The sequence below is a fragment of the Sulfitobacter sp. S223 genome (genome assembly GCF_025143825.1).
GTDB lineage: Bacteria > Pseudomonadota > Alphaproteobacteria > Rhodobacterales > Rhodobacteraceae > Sulfitobacter.
The window spans coordinates 460,923-474,332 of sequence record NZ_CP083560.1 but is presented as its reverse complement, the minus strand read 5'-3'; the positions used below and the strand labels follow the sequence as shown (position 1 = coordinate 474,332).

General features: G+C 56.2%; 15 protein-coding genes. 4 read left to right on the top strand and 11 right to left on the bottom strand.

Annotated elements, in window-relative coordinates:
- Nucleotides 1–12 precede the first annotated feature (12 nt).
- From pheT to pyk, 7 genes are all read right to left on the bottom strand, one after another.
- Complete coding sequence (pheT, locus tag K3757_RS02250; protein WP_259998923.1) at nucleotides 13–2,412, bottom strand: phenylalanine--tRNA ligase subunit beta; 2,400 nt, start codon at nucleotides 2,410–2,412, stop codon at nucleotides 13–15.
- Nucleotides 2,409–2,906, bottom strand: a complete 498-nt coding sequence (locus tag K3757_RS02245) for a hypothetical protein (RefSeq protein WP_259998921.1) — start codon at nucleotides 2,904–2,906, stop codon at nucleotides 2,409–2,411. Before K3757_RS02245 ends, pheT begins: the two co-directional genes overlap by 4 nt.
- Nucleotides 2,903–3,976, bottom strand: coding sequence for a phenylalanine--tRNA ligase subunit alpha (pheS, locus tag K3757_RS02240; protein ID WP_259998919.1), 1,074 nt, complete (start codon nucleotides 3,974–3,976; stop codon nucleotides 2,903–2,905). The genes K3757_RS02245 and pheS overlap by 4 nt, the downstream gene beginning before the upstream one ends.
- Nucleotides 3,977–4,125: 149 nt before the next feature.
- Nucleotides 4,126–4,491: a 50S ribosomal protein L20 gene (gene rplT, locus K3757_RS02235; protein WP_259998917.1), complete on the bottom strand. Its 366-nt coding sequence runs from the start codon at nucleotides 4,489–4,491 to the stop codon at nucleotides 4,126–4,128.
- A gap of 11 nt (nucleotides 4,492–4,502) precedes the next feature.
- Nucleotides 4,503–4,703 (bottom strand): 50S ribosomal protein L35, encoded by a 201-nt coding sequence (gene rpmI / locus K3757_RS02230; RefSeq protein WP_259998915.1) that lies wholly within the window; start codon nucleotides 4,701–4,703, stop codon nucleotides 4,503–4,505.
- Between the two features lie 163 nt (nucleotides 4,704–4,866).
- Nucleotides 4,867–5,091: a hypothetical protein gene (locus K3757_RS02225; RefSeq protein WP_259998913.1), complete on the bottom strand. Its 225-nt coding sequence runs from the start codon at nucleotides 5,089–5,091 to the stop codon at nucleotides 4,867–4,869.
- A 29-nt stretch (nucleotides 5,092–5,120) separates the two neighbouring features.
- Nucleotides 5,121–6,566 carry a pyruvate kinase gene (gene pyk / locus K3757_RS02220; protein ID WP_259998911.1) on the bottom strand — a complete coding sequence of 482 codons (1,446 nt, stop codon included), beginning with the start codon at nucleotides 6,564–6,566 and terminating at the stop codon, nucleotides 5,121–5,123.
- 195 nt (nucleotides 6,567–6,761) lie between these two features.
- Here pyk and K3757_RS02215 point away from each other — a divergent pair, with 195 nt between their 5' ends.
- Complete coding sequence (locus K3757_RS02215; protein WP_259998909.1) at nucleotides 6,762–7,079, top strand: DUF1244 domain-containing protein; 318 nt, start codon at nucleotides 6,762–6,764, stop codon at nucleotides 7,077–7,079.
- 207 nt (nucleotides 7,080–7,286) lie between these two features.
- Nucleotides 7,287–8,213, top strand: coding sequence for a calcium-binding protein (locus K3757_RS02210; RefSeq protein WP_259998907.1), 927 nt, complete (start codon nucleotides 7,287–7,289; stop codon nucleotides 8,211–8,213).
- Nucleotides 8,214–8,274: 61 nt separating this feature from the next.
- Here K3757_RS02210 and K3757_RS02205 read toward each other — a convergent pair whose 3' ends face one another.
- The 3 genes from K3757_RS02205 to dgcN form a co-directional block, all read right to left on the bottom strand.
- Nucleotides 8,275–9,135 (bottom strand): D-amino-acid transaminase, encoded by an 861-nt coding sequence (locus tag K3757_RS02205; protein WP_259998905.1) that lies wholly within the window; start codon nucleotides 9,133–9,135, stop codon nucleotides 8,275–8,277.
- 5 nt (nucleotides 9,136–9,140) lie between these two features.
- Nucleotides 9,141–10,106 carry an N-acetyl-D-Glu racemase DgcA gene (gene dgcA / locus K3757_RS02200; protein ID WP_260001170.1) on the bottom strand — a complete coding sequence of 322 codons (966 nt, stop codon included), beginning with the start codon at nucleotides 10,104–10,106 and terminating at the stop codon, nucleotides 9,141–9,143.
- 105 nt (nucleotides 10,107–10,211) lie between these two features.
- Nucleotides 10,212–11,213: an N-acetyltransferase DgcN gene (gene dgcN, locus K3757_RS02195; protein WP_259998903.1), complete on the bottom strand. Its 1,002-nt coding sequence runs from the start codon at nucleotides 11,211–11,213 to the stop codon at nucleotides 10,212–10,214.
- A gap of 246 nt (nucleotides 11,214–11,459) precedes the next feature.
- Between dgcN and K3757_RS02190 the strand changes: the two genes are divergently transcribed.
- Nucleotides 11,460–12,416 (top strand): L-malyl-CoA/beta-methylmalyl-CoA lyase, encoded by a 957-nt coding sequence (locus K3757_RS02190; RefSeq protein ID WP_259998901.1) that lies wholly within the window; start codon nucleotides 11,460–11,462, stop codon nucleotides 12,414–12,416.
- Nucleotides 12,417–12,481: 65 nt separating this feature from the next.
- Here the strand turns inward: K3757_RS02190 and K3757_RS02185 are convergent, their stop codons facing one another.
- Complete coding sequence (locus K3757_RS02185) at nucleotides 12,482–12,613, bottom strand: hypothetical protein (protein WP_259998898.1); 132 nt, start codon at nucleotides 12,611–12,613, stop codon at nucleotides 12,482–12,484.
- A gap of 202 nt (nucleotides 12,614–12,815) precedes the next feature.
- Here K3757_RS02185 and K3757_RS02180 point away from each other — a divergent pair, with 202 nt between their 5' ends.
- Nucleotides 12,816–13,409 carry a LysE family translocator gene (locus K3757_RS02180; protein ID WP_259998895.1) on the top strand — a complete coding sequence of 198 codons (594 nt, stop codon included), beginning with the start codon at nucleotides 12,816–12,818 and terminating at the stop codon, nucleotides 13,407–13,409.
- Nucleotide 13,410 lies beyond the last annotated feature (1 nt).

Here is a 13,410-nt window from a genome sequence, read left to right as displayed (position 1 = left end):
TTGTGCTGCAGATTACCCCCGCAGCACACCGCCTGTGGCTTTGGTCACCTTCTCGATAACCTTGGCTCCGACCGCTTCGATATCTGCGTCTTTCAACGTCTGCTCGCGCGGTTGTAACCGCACTGTCAGCGCTAGAGACTTCTTTCCCTCGCCCAAGCTGCCGCCAATGAATTCGTCAAATACACGCACGTCTTCAATCAAGGTTTTGTCGGCACCCATAGCTGCGTTGACCAATGTCAGCGCCTCTACTTCCGCATCCACAACAAAGGCGAAATCACGTTCAACCGCCTGCAGATCGCTGATCTTGAGCGCGGGGCGCGTTGCACCAGCCTTGCGTGGCATCGGAACCTCGGCGGGCCAAAGAGTAAAGGCCATAGCGGGGCCTTTCACATCCAGCGCAGCCAGCACTTTGGGATGCAATTCGCCATAGACACCCAGAACTTTCTTGGGTCCAAGACAAACCATACCGTGACGCCCCGGATGCCACCATGCGTCCGCACCGCGCAGGATCTGCACCTTGGCAGGCGCACCGATGGCAGCAAGAATAGCCTCTGCATCCGCTTTAACGTCGAAGACATCGACATCGCGGGCAGCGCCCAAGACATCCTTTGGGCCGGTCCGACCAACCAGAAGGCCCGTCACCTGCAACTGTTGTTCACCTGGCTCCCCACCGTGGAAGACGGGACCCACTTCGAACAGGGCCATGTCGGCAAAACCACGTGCCTGATTGCGCGCAGCGGCCTGCAACAAACCGGGCAGCAGCGCCGGGCGCATGTGGCTCATGTCCTGACTGATCGGGTTCTCCAGACGCGTGGCATCCGTACCGCCGCCAAACAACGCGGCAGATGGTTGATCGATAAAACTGTAAGTCACGCATTCATGATAGCCAAGCGCGGCCGCCGTGCGCCGTGCCGCCACTTCGCGTCGCTGCGCCGGTGACATCACCGGACGCGGGACGCCAGTGGTCAGACGCGGCAACGGACGGCCTTCAAGCTTGGTCAGTGACGCGATGCGCGCTACTTCTTCGACCAGATCAGCCTCACCCTGCACATCGGGGCGCCAGCTGGGCACATAGGCCATGTCACCGTCCAGACGGAAGCCCAACGCGGTCAGCGTCTGACGCTGCTCTGACTCGGGGATTTCCATCCCGACCAGAGAGATCACCCTCTTTGCGTTCAAACGATAGGCGCGGCTGGTGTCAGGCACCTTACCCGCCACAACAACCTCTGACGCCTCACCGCCCGCGTGATCAAGGATCATCTGCGTTGCGTGCTCGATCCCGTAGGGAGTCCATTCAGGGTCAATGCCCCGCTCAAACCGGTAGCGCGCGTCCGAATTGATCTTGAGCGCACGGCCCGTGTACGCGGTCCGCACCGGATCGAAATAAGCGGATTCCACAAAGACGTTCACCGTCTCATCGCTCACCCCTGTGGGCGCGCCACCCATCACACCGCCAAGGCTTTCGATGCTATTGGCGTCGGAAATCACAGTCATCCCTTCAACAAGGGTATATTCCTTGTCATCCAGCGCAACGAGCGTTTCGCCACCTTTGGCGCGGTGGACGCGCAGGCTGTTGCCAGCGATTTTATCCGCATCAAACACATGCAACGGGCGGTTGCGGTCGAAGGTGAAATAGTTCGTGACATCCACAAGAAAGCTGATCGGGCGCAAGCCAATCGCGCGCAGCTTGTCCTGCAACCAGACAGGGCTGGGGCCATTCTTAACACCGCGAATAACGCGGCCATAGAACACGGGGCATTGGTCAAGCGTATCTTCGTCAATGGTGACACTAACGGGGCACGGAAACGCGCCTTCGACAGCCGCCACATCGCGCTGCTTGAGTTTGCCCAAGCCACGTGCGGCCAGATCGCGCGCAATGCCGCGCACACCCAACGCATCGGGGCGGTTCGGCGTGATTGCGATTTCGATCACCGGATCAACCTTGGCCGGATCCTTTTCAGCCAGCCAATCGACAAAGCTGTCTCCGACGTTGCCCGACGGCAGTTCGATAATCCCGTCATGCTCTTCGGACAGTTCCAGCTCACGCTCGGAGGCCATCATGCCAAAGCTTTCGATCCCGCGGATTTTGCCCACGCCGATGGTGGTATCAATGCCGGGCACATAAACGCCCGGCTTGGCGATCACGACCGTAATCCCCTCCCGCGCGTTGGGGGCACCACAGATGATCTGTTGCAGGCCTTCGTCGGTTTCCACCTGACACACACGCAGGCGGTCCGCATCGGGATGCTTCTCGGCGGATTTCACATAGCCCAAGGTAAAGTCGCGCAGCTTCGCGCCACGGTCCTCGACCCCCTCCACTTCCAGACCCAGATCGGTCAGGGCATAGGTGATCTCATCGACCGAAGCCGTGGTGTCGAGGTGCTCTTTGAGCCAAGAGAGTGTGAATTTCATGATTTATCTTTCTTGTCGAATACCGTCGCCATTTTGCCGAACTTGGAAATGAAATCATCCAGCGGAGAAGTTCGGAACTCACCAAACAATTCTTCAGCCATCGTACCACCCAATTTTGCTCGTGCAGAAACATAGACGTGATAATATTCGTTAACGATATCATCCTTATTAAGATCTCTCCTCCATTCCAAGAATGCAGCTTCTAAAGCGTTTGCTTCCGCCCAGACATCATTACTAGCATACAGTCTCATTATGTCGGAGTGGCTCTGGAATGCTCTGGTTGCATCATTAAGACCCGCAAGATTCTGATGGTTAAAAAGACTTTCCGTTTCAGCATCGTCAACACGTCTCAGAAGTACCAGATACTCTTGATAGACCCTTTGCTTTTCGGAGCGAAACTCTTGGCGGCGATCTATTTTCTTTTGCCAAACATAAACTGCGCCAGCCCCAACCGCACTTATCATCGCAATTAAAAGTGTTGCAAATGTACTCACCTACTCAACCCACCATGCAAATTCGGCTGATCCAAGCTCGCGAACCCGTAGTGCCGCAGCCAGCGCAGGTCGCTATCAAAGAACGCCCGCAGATCGGGGATGCCGTATTTCAGCATCGCAATCCGGTCGATCCCCATGCCAAAGGCAAAGCCCTGCCAGATGTCGGGGTCGATCCCGCCAGCGGCCAGCACTTTGGGGTGGACCATGCCAGAGCCGAGGACTTCCATCCATCCATCACCCTCGCCGATGCGCAGCTGGCCATCGACCCATGAGCATTGGATATCCACCTCTGCCGAAGGTTCGGTGAAGGGGAAGTGCGAGGCGCGGAAACGGGTTTTGATGCCGTCAATCTCGAAGAACGCGGCAAAGAACTCTTCCAGCACCCATTTCAGGTTCGCCATAGAGATGTCTTTGTCGATCGCGAGGCCTTCGACCTGATGGAACATCGGCGTGTGCGTCTGGTCATAATCGGCGCGGTACACACCACCGGGGCAGATGATCCGCAGGGGCGCACCTTCGGCCTCCATCGTGCGGATCTGCACGGGGGACGTGTGGGTGCGCAATACGTGCGGCGGACGTTCGTCGCCCTCGGCACGGGCCATATAGAACGTGTCCATCTCGGCGCGTGCAGGGTGGTGACCGGGGATGTTCAGCGCATCAAAGTTATACCAGTCGGTATCAATGCGCGGCCCTTCGGCAACAGAAAAGCCCATCTCGGCGAAGATCGCGGTCAGCTCTTCGGTAACCTGAGACACAGGGTGCAGCGTGCCAGCGGGGCGCACCCGCGACGGCAGCGTCACATCCAGCCATTCACTGCGCAGACGTTCATCCAGCGCGGCATCGCCCAATGCGGCCTTCTTGGCGGCCAGCGCCGAGTTAATCTCGTCCTTCAGCGCGTTGAGCGCGGGACCGGCTGTCTGGCGTTCTTCCGGGGTCATCTTGCCCAGTTCACGCATCTTGAGGGCAACTTCGCCCTTCTTGCCTACTGCGGTCAGCCGGATGTCTTCCAACGCGGCCTCATCAGCCGCATTTGCAATCTGGCCAAGGTATTTTTGCTTGAGATCATCCATGTCACGCACGTCCTTCAGAATATGAGAACCTGCTACCAGAACCGGACGCAAACGCAACCCATGAGGGCCTGACAGGCCAGCCTATCGAACGCAAAACGCCGCCCCGATAACCGGAGCGGCGTTTCGATTTCAATTCGGTGCGCTGGCGCTTAAGCGGCCAAAGACGCCTGAGCCTGCTTCACGATCGCAGCAAACGATTCTGGCTCGTTCACGGCCAGATCAGCAAGAACCTTACGGTCGACTTCGATACCTGCAAGGTTCAGACCGTTGATGAAGCGCGAGTATGTCAGCGCTTCGTCGTGCATGCGGACAGCAGCGTTGATTCGCTGAATCCACAGCGCGCGGAAGTTCCGCTTACGCACCTTCCGGTCACGTGTTGCATACTGGTTGGCCTTATCGACGGCCTGGCGCGCGACCTTGAAGGTGCTCTTGCGACGGCCATAATAACCTTTGGCTGCCTTAACGACCTTACGGTGACGGGCGTGGGTAACTGTACCACCTTTTGTACGGGACATATCGGCTCTCCTTAGCGGTCGTAGGGCATGAAGCCCTTGATGATCTTGGCATCTGGCGCTGACAATGCTGTCGTGCCGCGTGCGTTACGGATGAACTTCTTAGTCCGTTTGATCATGCCGTGCTGTTTACCAGCCTGACCGCCGATGACCTTACCGGTCGCCGAGACCTTGAAGCGCTTCTTAGCGCTCGATTTCGTCTTCATCTTGGGCATTTCTGTCTCCTGTCGTCTACAGTTTAAGCGCGACTCGGCATGCCACGTAAGCCGGCCGCGCAGGAATGAAACGCCGCTATAGGATGCAAGGCGCGCCAACGCAAGAGAAGAAAAGAGAAACGTCAAAACCGGCACGAAAACCTGTGGCTGTTTCGCTAAATCTTCAGGGCACATACCGCGCGATGACGGTCACAAAAATGTCTGGCAGCTCAGCAAGGTTGTAACCGCCCGGTTTGCCCTGAACCGCAAACAAGATCAGCCCACCCGCGATCAAAATCGTGATAGCGGATGCGCGCGGTGCGCGGCGGTCACTGATTGCCGACAGGATTGAGGGCACAGAGAGTGCCGCCAAAATAATGCCAATGACTAGCGCAAGATCAGTATCCATAGCACCACCTCCAAGAAACTTGAGGAAGGCTACTCCGGATCAGATGCGAAAATCAAACTTTCATCGCAAGGGGCTACGCGAAGAATATTGGTTGTGCCGGGTACGTTGAACGGCACACCCGCCGTCACAACAACAAAGTCGGTCTCAACAGCGAAGCCTTCCTGCAACGCCGCGCGGGCCGCACTTACCACTGCCATCTTGAAACGGTCCAGTTCATCCGTAAGCACGCAGTTCACGCCCCAGCTGAGCGCCAGTCGCCGGGCAGTGCGTTTGAGCGGTGTCAGCGCAATGATGGGTACGCGCGGCCGCTCACGTGCGGTCAGCAGGGCAGTTGTACCAGAATGCGTAAAGCAACAGATGGCCTTTACATCCGTAGTCTCGGCGATCTCGCGGGCGGCGGCGACCATTGCATCCGCAATCCCCGAACGCGAAGCGGTACGGCTGGCTTCAATGATTTGCGTATAGGTGGGATCACGCTCCACCTCTTGGGCGACATCATCCATCGTGCCGACCGCCTCCAGAGGATAGCTGCCCGCAGCGGATTCCGCTGAGAGCATCACCGCATCGGCACCCTCATAAATGGCCGTAGCAACATCCGAAACCTCGGCACGAGTAGGCATCGGGCTTTCGATCATGCTTTCCAGCATTTGGGTTGCGACGATCACCGGCTTTCCGACAGATCGGCACCGGCGCACCAACCGCTTCTGGATTGGCGGCACCGCTGACACTGGCAGTTCTACACCCAGATCGCCGCGCGCCACCATAATGCCATCACTGACGGCCAAAATATCATCGAACCGGTCAACCGCTGACGGCTTTTCAATCTTGGACAAGATCGAGGCGCGTCCCTTGGCAAGCTCACGCGCTTCTGCAACGTCTTCGGGTCGCTGCACAAAGCTGAGAGCCAGCCAATCAACACCCAAGGCGCAGACGAACTCCAGATCAGCGCGATCCTTATCACTCAGCGCCGCAAGCGGCAGCACTACGTCGGGAACGTTCACGCCCTTGCGGTTAGAGATAACGCCGCCTGTTACAACTTCGCATTCTGCGAAATCCGCACCACAGGATTTGACCTTCAGCCGGATTTTACCATCATTGACCAACAAGGCGGCGCCTTCCTCCAGCGCCGCAAAAATCTCGGGGTGCGGCAGGCAAACGCGCAAAGCCGTGCCTTCTGCTTCATCCAGATCCAACCGGAAAGTGGCCCCTTCCGTCAGGTCTTCGCTACCGTTCGCGAAGACACCCACACGCAGCTTTGGTCCCTGTAAGTCAGCCAGAATACCAATCGTTGAACCCAGATCCTCTTCGACGGCACGGATCATCGCGTGCTTGGCGCGGATTTCTTCGTGACTGCCGTGGCTCATATTAAGCCGGAAAACATCGGCACCTTTCTTGTGCAATGCCGAGATCATCTCAGGCGTCTCCGAAGCCGGTCCTAGCGTTGCTACGATCTTTACGTTCCGTTGACGTCTCATTCCGGTCTTCCTTTAACTTCAAACTATGCGCTCACAGCAGCCTTAACAGATGTTAGCGTTCACATTCCAGTCTTGCATGCATTACGCCCTCCTTCAAACCGATCATGATTACAATCTGATGACAATGCTCGGCCCGTGAAACTTGACCCGCACGATCTGTATGCGCATTTATCCTTGATAGACACAGGAGCGATCATGACCGAATACAGCCAACAAGAGATCGAATTGCAAGCTGCAGCCTTCCGTCGCCTGCAGCAGCATCTGATGAAGGACCGGACCGATGTGCAAAACATCGATATGATGAACCTGACCGGCTTTTGCCGCAATTGCCTGTCTCGTTGGTATCAGGAAGCCGCCGCAGAACGGGGCATCGAGATCGGGAAAATGGAAGCGCGAGAGCTGTTCTACGGGATGACCATGGACGAATGGAAGGCCAACTATCAAACGGATGCCTCCGGAGAGAAGCAAGAAGCTTTCAAGACAGCGTTTGCCGAAAACGTCGGCAAAGAATAGTCCCGAATTTCAATGCGCGGGCGCAAAATCTTTAACGGAGTTTTCTTCGGAACACTTTCTGCGCCCGCCAATTCTGCCATTCTAAAGCAATACGCGCGTGGCCCCGCACGCACGGTGCAGGTTTCAAAGTATCGTCAAATTTCTGCCCTGTTTGAATAATATCTTCGAATAACTTTCTTCATACATTTCAGATCCAAGGTAATTAAAATGCTCGCACTGCTACTCATCCCTGCGCTTCTGGGGTTCGCACTGATTATCGACTCTAACGATGATGATAGCGATGCCGTCGACACACCAGACGGGGACACAGCCGATGATCTAGCGACCGGAGAGACCATCACAACAATCCTTGAAGCCGGACAGAACACCTTCGACGGCACAGGTGCAAACGACCGCGTGGACGACACGGACGAAGCCAGCGAAATAAATGGCGGGGCCGGCAGTGATTTCCTTCAGGGAAGAGGCGGCGCTGACACCTTGGACGGCGGCACAGGCAACGACACAATTTTCGCCGGAAGCGGAGATGACTCTGCAACAGGTGGCAGCGGTGACGACCGCGTATTCTTGGGTGATGGGAACGATATCTATTCACCCGAAATTGATGAGACGTCCGCAACGCCTTCGTTTGGTGACACCGATGATCGCGGGAATGATTTCGTTCGCGGTGGAGCAGGCGATGACGCTATCGTTGATTTGCATGGCAGCAACACCATTTTTGGTGACGGCGGTGATGATCTAATTGCTACGTTCGGCTCCGGTAACACTCCAGATGCTCCCGATACGGTTGACGGCGGTTCAGGTGCAGACGTCATTTTTGCCGACGATGGTGACCTTCTAACTGGCGGATCCGGCGAAGACGTATTTGCGGTAGTCGACCCTGCAAATTTCGATACAGACGCTGTGATAATCACCGACTTCAACACCGATGAAGACACTCTGGTTGCATTCGTTCCCGAAGCGGACCAATCAACCGAGGAAATAGAACTGCGATACGATGCTTCTGCGAATGCGCTACGCGCGTTCTGGCGTGGGGACGAAGTGGCTGTGCTGAATGGGCTAAGCAGTGCGGACGCTGCGAACGTTGACGTCAGCGTATTTGATGCTGAAGAACTTCAACGCGCAGGGTTTGCGTAAGGTCGGCAAAACGCCATCCCCCCGGGCCAGAATGCTTAGGGGGATGAACTATCCGTATCGGTCAAACAGCCGCTTTGCGCATCTCTTCAATGTAAATCTCACGCAGCCTTAGCGCGACTTTGCCCGGGGTGCCGTCGCCCAGCGCTACGCCATCAATCTCAACAACGGGCATCACAAAGGCGCTGGCAGAAGTGGTGAAGGCCTCATCCGCTTGCTGTGCCTCTTCGATTGTGAACAGACGTTCTTCGACTGCCATTTGTGCTTCGCGCGCGAAACGCAGAACGGCCGCACGGGTGATCCCGTGCAAGATGTCATTGCTCAATTGCCGTGTGATGATCTTGTTGTCTTTGACGATGTAAGCGTTGTTCGAGGTCCCCTCGGTAACGTTGCCATCTTCAACCATCCATGCATCATCGCACCCGGCCTTCTTCGCCATCATCTTGCCCATCGACGGGTACAGAAGCTGTACAGTTTTGATGTCGCGGCGGCCCCAGCGGATATCTTCGATGGAGATGATCTTCGCGCCCTTCTTGGCGGCCGGGTTATCAGCCAAACCGGGCTTGCTCTGCGTAAACAGCACAATCGTCGGAACAGTAGTTTCAGGATCAGGGAAAGCAAAATCGCGATCACCGTCAGAGCCGCGGGTGATCTGCAAATAAATCAGACCTTCTTCGATGTCATTGGCGCGGATCAATTCGCGGTGCACCTCAAGCAAATCGTCTTTGGTGATCGGGTTGCGCATATCCAGCTCCCCCAAAGACCGTTCAAGCCGTACGGCATGCCCATCAAAATCAACCAACTTGCCGTCCAGAACGGATGTTACCTCATAGACGCCATCCGCCATGAGAAACCCCCGATCGAAGATCGAAATCGTGGCTTCATTTTCAGGCACGTATTGGCCGTTCACGTAAACTGTCCGCATGTCGTCTATCCCCAAAGCGCGCGCACGGGCGGATGCACCCCCGCGCTGTCAAATGTCAAAGCTGCCATGCGGTCTTCGGCCAACAAAAGCGGGCCGTCAAGGTCCACAATCTTCGCGCCTTGCGCCACCAGTACCGCTGGGGCCATGGCCAGAGATGAGCCAACCATGCAACCCACCATGACGTCAAAGCCTTCTGCAAGCGCCGCGTCGCGCAGCGCAAGCGCCTCTGTGAGGCCCCCCGTTTTATCGAGCTTGATGTTCACAACATCGTATTTTCCCTTAAGCGCAGGCAGACTTGCCCTGTCATGACAGCTTTCGTCAGCACAAACAGGCACCGGGCGATCCATACCGATCAGCGCATCGTCCTCTCCCGCCGGTAAAGGCTGCTCAACCAATGCCACGCCAAGGCGCACAAGATGTGGCGCGAGATCTGCATAGACCTCGGCGGACCATCCCTCATTTGCATCCACGATGATGGTGCTTTCAGGGGCGCCAGCACGCACTGCTTCCAGCCTTGGCATGTCATCCGGCGTACCAAGCTTGATTTTCAACAGCGGTCGAAAAGCATTCTTGGCCGCCTGCTCGCGCATCTGTTCAGGGGTGTCCAGCGACAAGGTATAGGCCGTGATTTCGGGTTTTGGTGTCGCCAGCCCCGCCAGCTCCCAGACGGGTGTTCCAGTCTGTTTCGCCTCCAGATCCCAGAGCGCACAATCCACCGCATTGCGTGCCGCCCCTGCAGGCAGCAGTTCATACAATACCTCACGGGTCAGCCTGCCAGGCAAACCTTTTATCTGTGCCGTCACGCTTTCTAGCGTTTCGCCATAGCGGGCATAGGGAACGCATTCCCCCATACCGACTGCATCCCCGTCGGTGATCCTGACTGTCAGCACTTTGGCCTCTGTCCGAGAGCCGCGGGAGATCGTGAACACCTGTGCCAAACGGAATACATCCGCGGTTACTTCGATCTGCATCATGCGTAATTCCCCTTCACCCCGGACACCACCTAAATTCAGGTTGTGTCACTGGTCTTTCGTTTCCGGACATAACATCTTGCCCGCCATTTCAAGCGGAAGATATTACATAGCTTCCAGTGCTTCTGCCAAACGTTCAGCCCCATGCCGGAATGGATCTACTGCTGGCAGGCCCATTTCCTCTTCCACCTTCGTAAGATAGGCGCGGGCTTCTGCTTCGGTCATATGCTGGGTGTTGATCGACACACCGATCACCTCGCACGAGGGATTAGCAACACGCGCCAGCGTGAGCGCCACGTCGCGGATCGCGGCCATCTCTGGCACTTGATAGTCGGGTAAGCCCCGCATGTGCGCCCGGGTCGGTTCGTGGCAGATAATCAAGGCATCTGGCTGTCCCCCGTGGATCAGCGCCAGTGTCACACCGGAGTAGCTGACGTGAAAAAGGCTTCCTTGCCCTTCGATCACATCCCAATGGTCTGAATCATTATCTGGGGTCAGATATTCAATCGATCCAGCCATGAAATCGGCGACAACTGCATCCAGCGGCACGCCGTCTCCAGTGATCAAAATTCCGGTCTGCCCTGTTGCGCGGAAAGTACTTTTCATACCGCGTTCACGCATCGCGTTGTCCAGCGCCAGAGCCGTGTACATTTTCCCCACTGAGCAATCAGTACCAACAGCCAGCACCCGCTTGCCGCTGCGCTTTACACCGCTGGCAATTGGATATTCAACGGTCGGAATGCGCACGTCGTGTAATGTACGACCATGCTCTTGCGCTGCTGCCACCAGATCTTCTTCCTCGCTCAGCAGATTGTGCAAACCCGACGCCAGATCATAGCCCATGGCCAGCGCTTCGATCAGCACAGCTTTCCATGCTTTCGAAATAAAGCCACCACGGTTTGCCACGCCGATTACCAGCGTTTTTGCACCAGCTGCTTGCGCCTGAGCCAGTGTCATATCTTCCAGTCCGACATCAGCCTTACAGCCATCCATGCGGAACTGGCCCACTGCGTTGTCAGGTCTCCAATCCTTGATTCCTTGCGCCACTTTCGCGGCAAGTTGATCCGGCGCGTCGCCCAGAAACAGCAGGTAAGGTGTTTGGATCATGGTCCGAATCTCCGACAGTGAATGACTTTGGCGCAGCTTGAGGAAAAGCTGACGCAATTCAATTGCCTATCTGCCATCTGGCTCGATCTGGCGCAGCAATCGCCCGCAACTGGACTCATCGTCGCGGAATTTTTGATCAGTCACCAATTGCTGCAACTGCGAAAAATCTCCTTGCGACCATGCGCGCAATTTTATAACCAACACGAGCAAATATACGACATTTTATGTCTCGAAAGGATTACCCTCATGAGCTTTCGCCTTCAGCCAACACCCCCTGCCCGCCCCAACCGCTGCCAGCTTTTTGGCCCCGGCTCCAACACCAAGCTGTTTGCTAAAATGGCCGCCTCTGATGCCGATGTTATCAACCTAGACCTAGAAGACAGCGTTGGCCCCAATGACAAAGACATGGCGCGCGCCAATGTGATCGAAGCGATCAATTCGGTCGACTGGGGCACCAAGACAATTTCGGTTCGGATCAACAGCCTTGATACACCTTACTGGTACCGCGATGTGGTGGACCTGCTTGAGCAAGCCTCCGAGCGTCTTGACCAGATCATGATCCCCAAAGTTGGCTGCGCAGCGGACGTCTATGCCGTAGACGCACTGGTCAGCGCAATCGAGGCCGCGAAAGGCCGCAAAAAACGCATCGCCTTCGAGGTCATCATCGAAAGCGCAGCGGGCCTTGCACATGTGGAAGAAATCGCGGCATCGTCACCCCGCCTAGAGGCGATGAGCCTTGGCGCCGCAGACTTTGCAGCATCTATGGGCATGCAAACGACAGGCATCGGTGGCACGCAGGAAAATTATTACATGCTGCATGAGGGTGCAAAATACTGGTCCGATCCATGGCACTGGGCGCAAACCGCCATCGTCGCGGCCTGCCGGACCCATGGCATTCTACCCGTAGACGGCCCCTTCGGTGATTTCTCTGACGACGAAGGCTATCGCGCACAGGCGCGCCGCTCTGCCACGCTTGGCATGGTCGGGAAATGGGCGATTCACCCCAAACAGATCGCCCTCAGCAACGAAGTATTCACGCCCTCAGAGGAAGCTGTGGCCGAAGCGCGTGAAATTCTTGCAGCCATGGAAACCGCGAAGGCAAACGGCGAAGGCGCCACAGTTTACAAAGGCCGCCTCGTTGACATCGCTTCGATCAAACAAGCAGAAGTCATCGTGCGCCAGTCCGAGATGATCGCAGGCTGAATTGGCCAAACAAAACGCAAACGGCCCGCCATTGGCGGGCCGTTTCGCATTTAGGTATGATAGTGTCAGATTATGGCAGTGGCAAATGGCACCGGCGCGGCCTGACCGGAAGGCGACATATCCCATTTCGCGGCATAAAGCGCCGTTGCAACAATCGCACCCAATATCGCTACGAGTAGATAATTCACCAAAACCACACTCAGCCCCTTTTTCACCACACTGCCGCCACATTTTGTCCGCCCAAGACTGCCGAACACAACAAACCTTGGGGAAACAGTGTGTTTCGACTGCGGTTAGCACCTAAATTCCCACGCAAGCCCACAGATTGTTTCCCACGTGGCAACAAACCGTCGCAAAATCGGATTTCAATCCCTAGCGTTTTGCCCCACAGCTACAGCCATGACCTTTGAAACCGTGACCGCGCTCGCCGTATTCGCCTTTGTCAGCTCTGCCACGCCGGGGCCGAACAACCTGATGCTAATGGCCTCGGGCGCAAACTTTGGCTTTTGGCGCACGATCCCCCACATGCTTGGCATCTCGATCGGTTTCATGGTGATGCTTTTTTGTGTGGGCGCAGGGCTGGTTCAGATATTTGACCGCTTCCCGCTCATCTATGATGTGCTGAAGGTAGCGAGTGTGGTCTATATGCTCTGGCTAGCGTGGAAAATCGCAAATGCGGCACCTGTCAGCAAAGCCGAAACAGTCGGCTCTCCTATGACGTTTTTGCAGGCGGCAGGATTTCAGTGGGTCAATCCAAAGGCTTGGGCGATGGCGTTGACTGCGATCACAGTCTATGTCGGCGACACCTCGTTGCTTTGGCTTTCCGCAGCCGCCTTTTTGTTCGCTGTGGTAAACCTGCCTTCTGTCACGATCTGGACGATAGCCGGTCAGCAGTTACAACGCATCCTCACCAACCCGCGCCGGTTGCAGGCCTATAACTGGACAATGGCCGCTTTGCTGATTGCATCGCTCTATCCGTTGCTTGGGCTTTGAG

Excerpts from the sequence above, each read along its gene's own strand:
- rplT (WP_259998917.1), bottom strand. The coding sequence starts at position 4,491 with ATGTCCCGTACAAAAGGTGGTACAGTTACCCACGCCCGTCACCGTAAG.
- K3757_RS02190 (WP_259998901.1), top strand. The coding sequence starts at position 11,460 with ATGAGCTTTCGCCTTCAGCCAACACCCCCTGCCCGCCCCAACCGCTGC.
- K3757_RS02180 (WP_259998895.1), top strand. The coding sequence starts at position 12,816 with ATGACCTTTGAAACCGTGACCGCGCTCGCCGTATTCGCCTTTGTCAGC.
- K3757_RS02210 (WP_259998907.1), top strand. The coding sequence starts at position 7,287 with ATGCTCGCACTGCTACTCATCCCTGCGCTTCTGGGGTTCGCACTGATT.
- pheT (WP_259998923.1), bottom strand. The coding sequence starts at position 2,412 with ATGAAATTCACACTCTCTTGGCTCAAAGAGCACCTCGACACCACGGCT.
- rpmI (WP_259998915.1), bottom strand. The coding sequence starts at position 4,703 with ATGCCCAAGATGAAGACGAAATCGAGCGCTAAGAAGCGCTTCAAGGTC.
- K3757_RS02215 (WP_259998909.1), top strand. The coding sequence starts at position 6,762 with ATGACCGAATACAGCCAACAAGAGATCGAATTGCAAGCTGCAGCCTTC.
- pheS (WP_259998919.1), bottom strand. The coding sequence starts at position 3,976 with ATGGATGATCTCAAGCAAAAATACCTTGGCCAGATTGCAAATGCGGCT.
- dgcN (WP_259998903.1), bottom strand. The coding sequence starts at position 11,213 with ATGATCCAAACACCTTACCTGCTGTTTCTGGGCGACGCGCCGGATCAA.
- dgcA (WP_260001170.1), bottom strand. The coding sequence starts at position 10,106 with ATGCAGATCGAAGTAACCGCGGATGTATTCCGTTTGGCACAGGTGTTC.
- K3757_RS02225 (WP_259998913.1), bottom strand. The coding sequence starts at position 5,091 with ATGGATACTGATCTTGCGCTAGTCATTGGCATTATTTTGGCGGCACTC.
- K3757_RS02205 (WP_259998905.1), bottom strand. The coding sequence starts at position 9,135 with ATGCGGACAGTTTACGTGAACGGCCAATACGTGCCTGAAAATGAAGCC.
- pyk (WP_259998911.1), bottom strand. The coding sequence starts at position 6,566 with ATGAGACGTCAACGGAACGTAAAGATCGTAGCAACGCTAGGACCGGCT.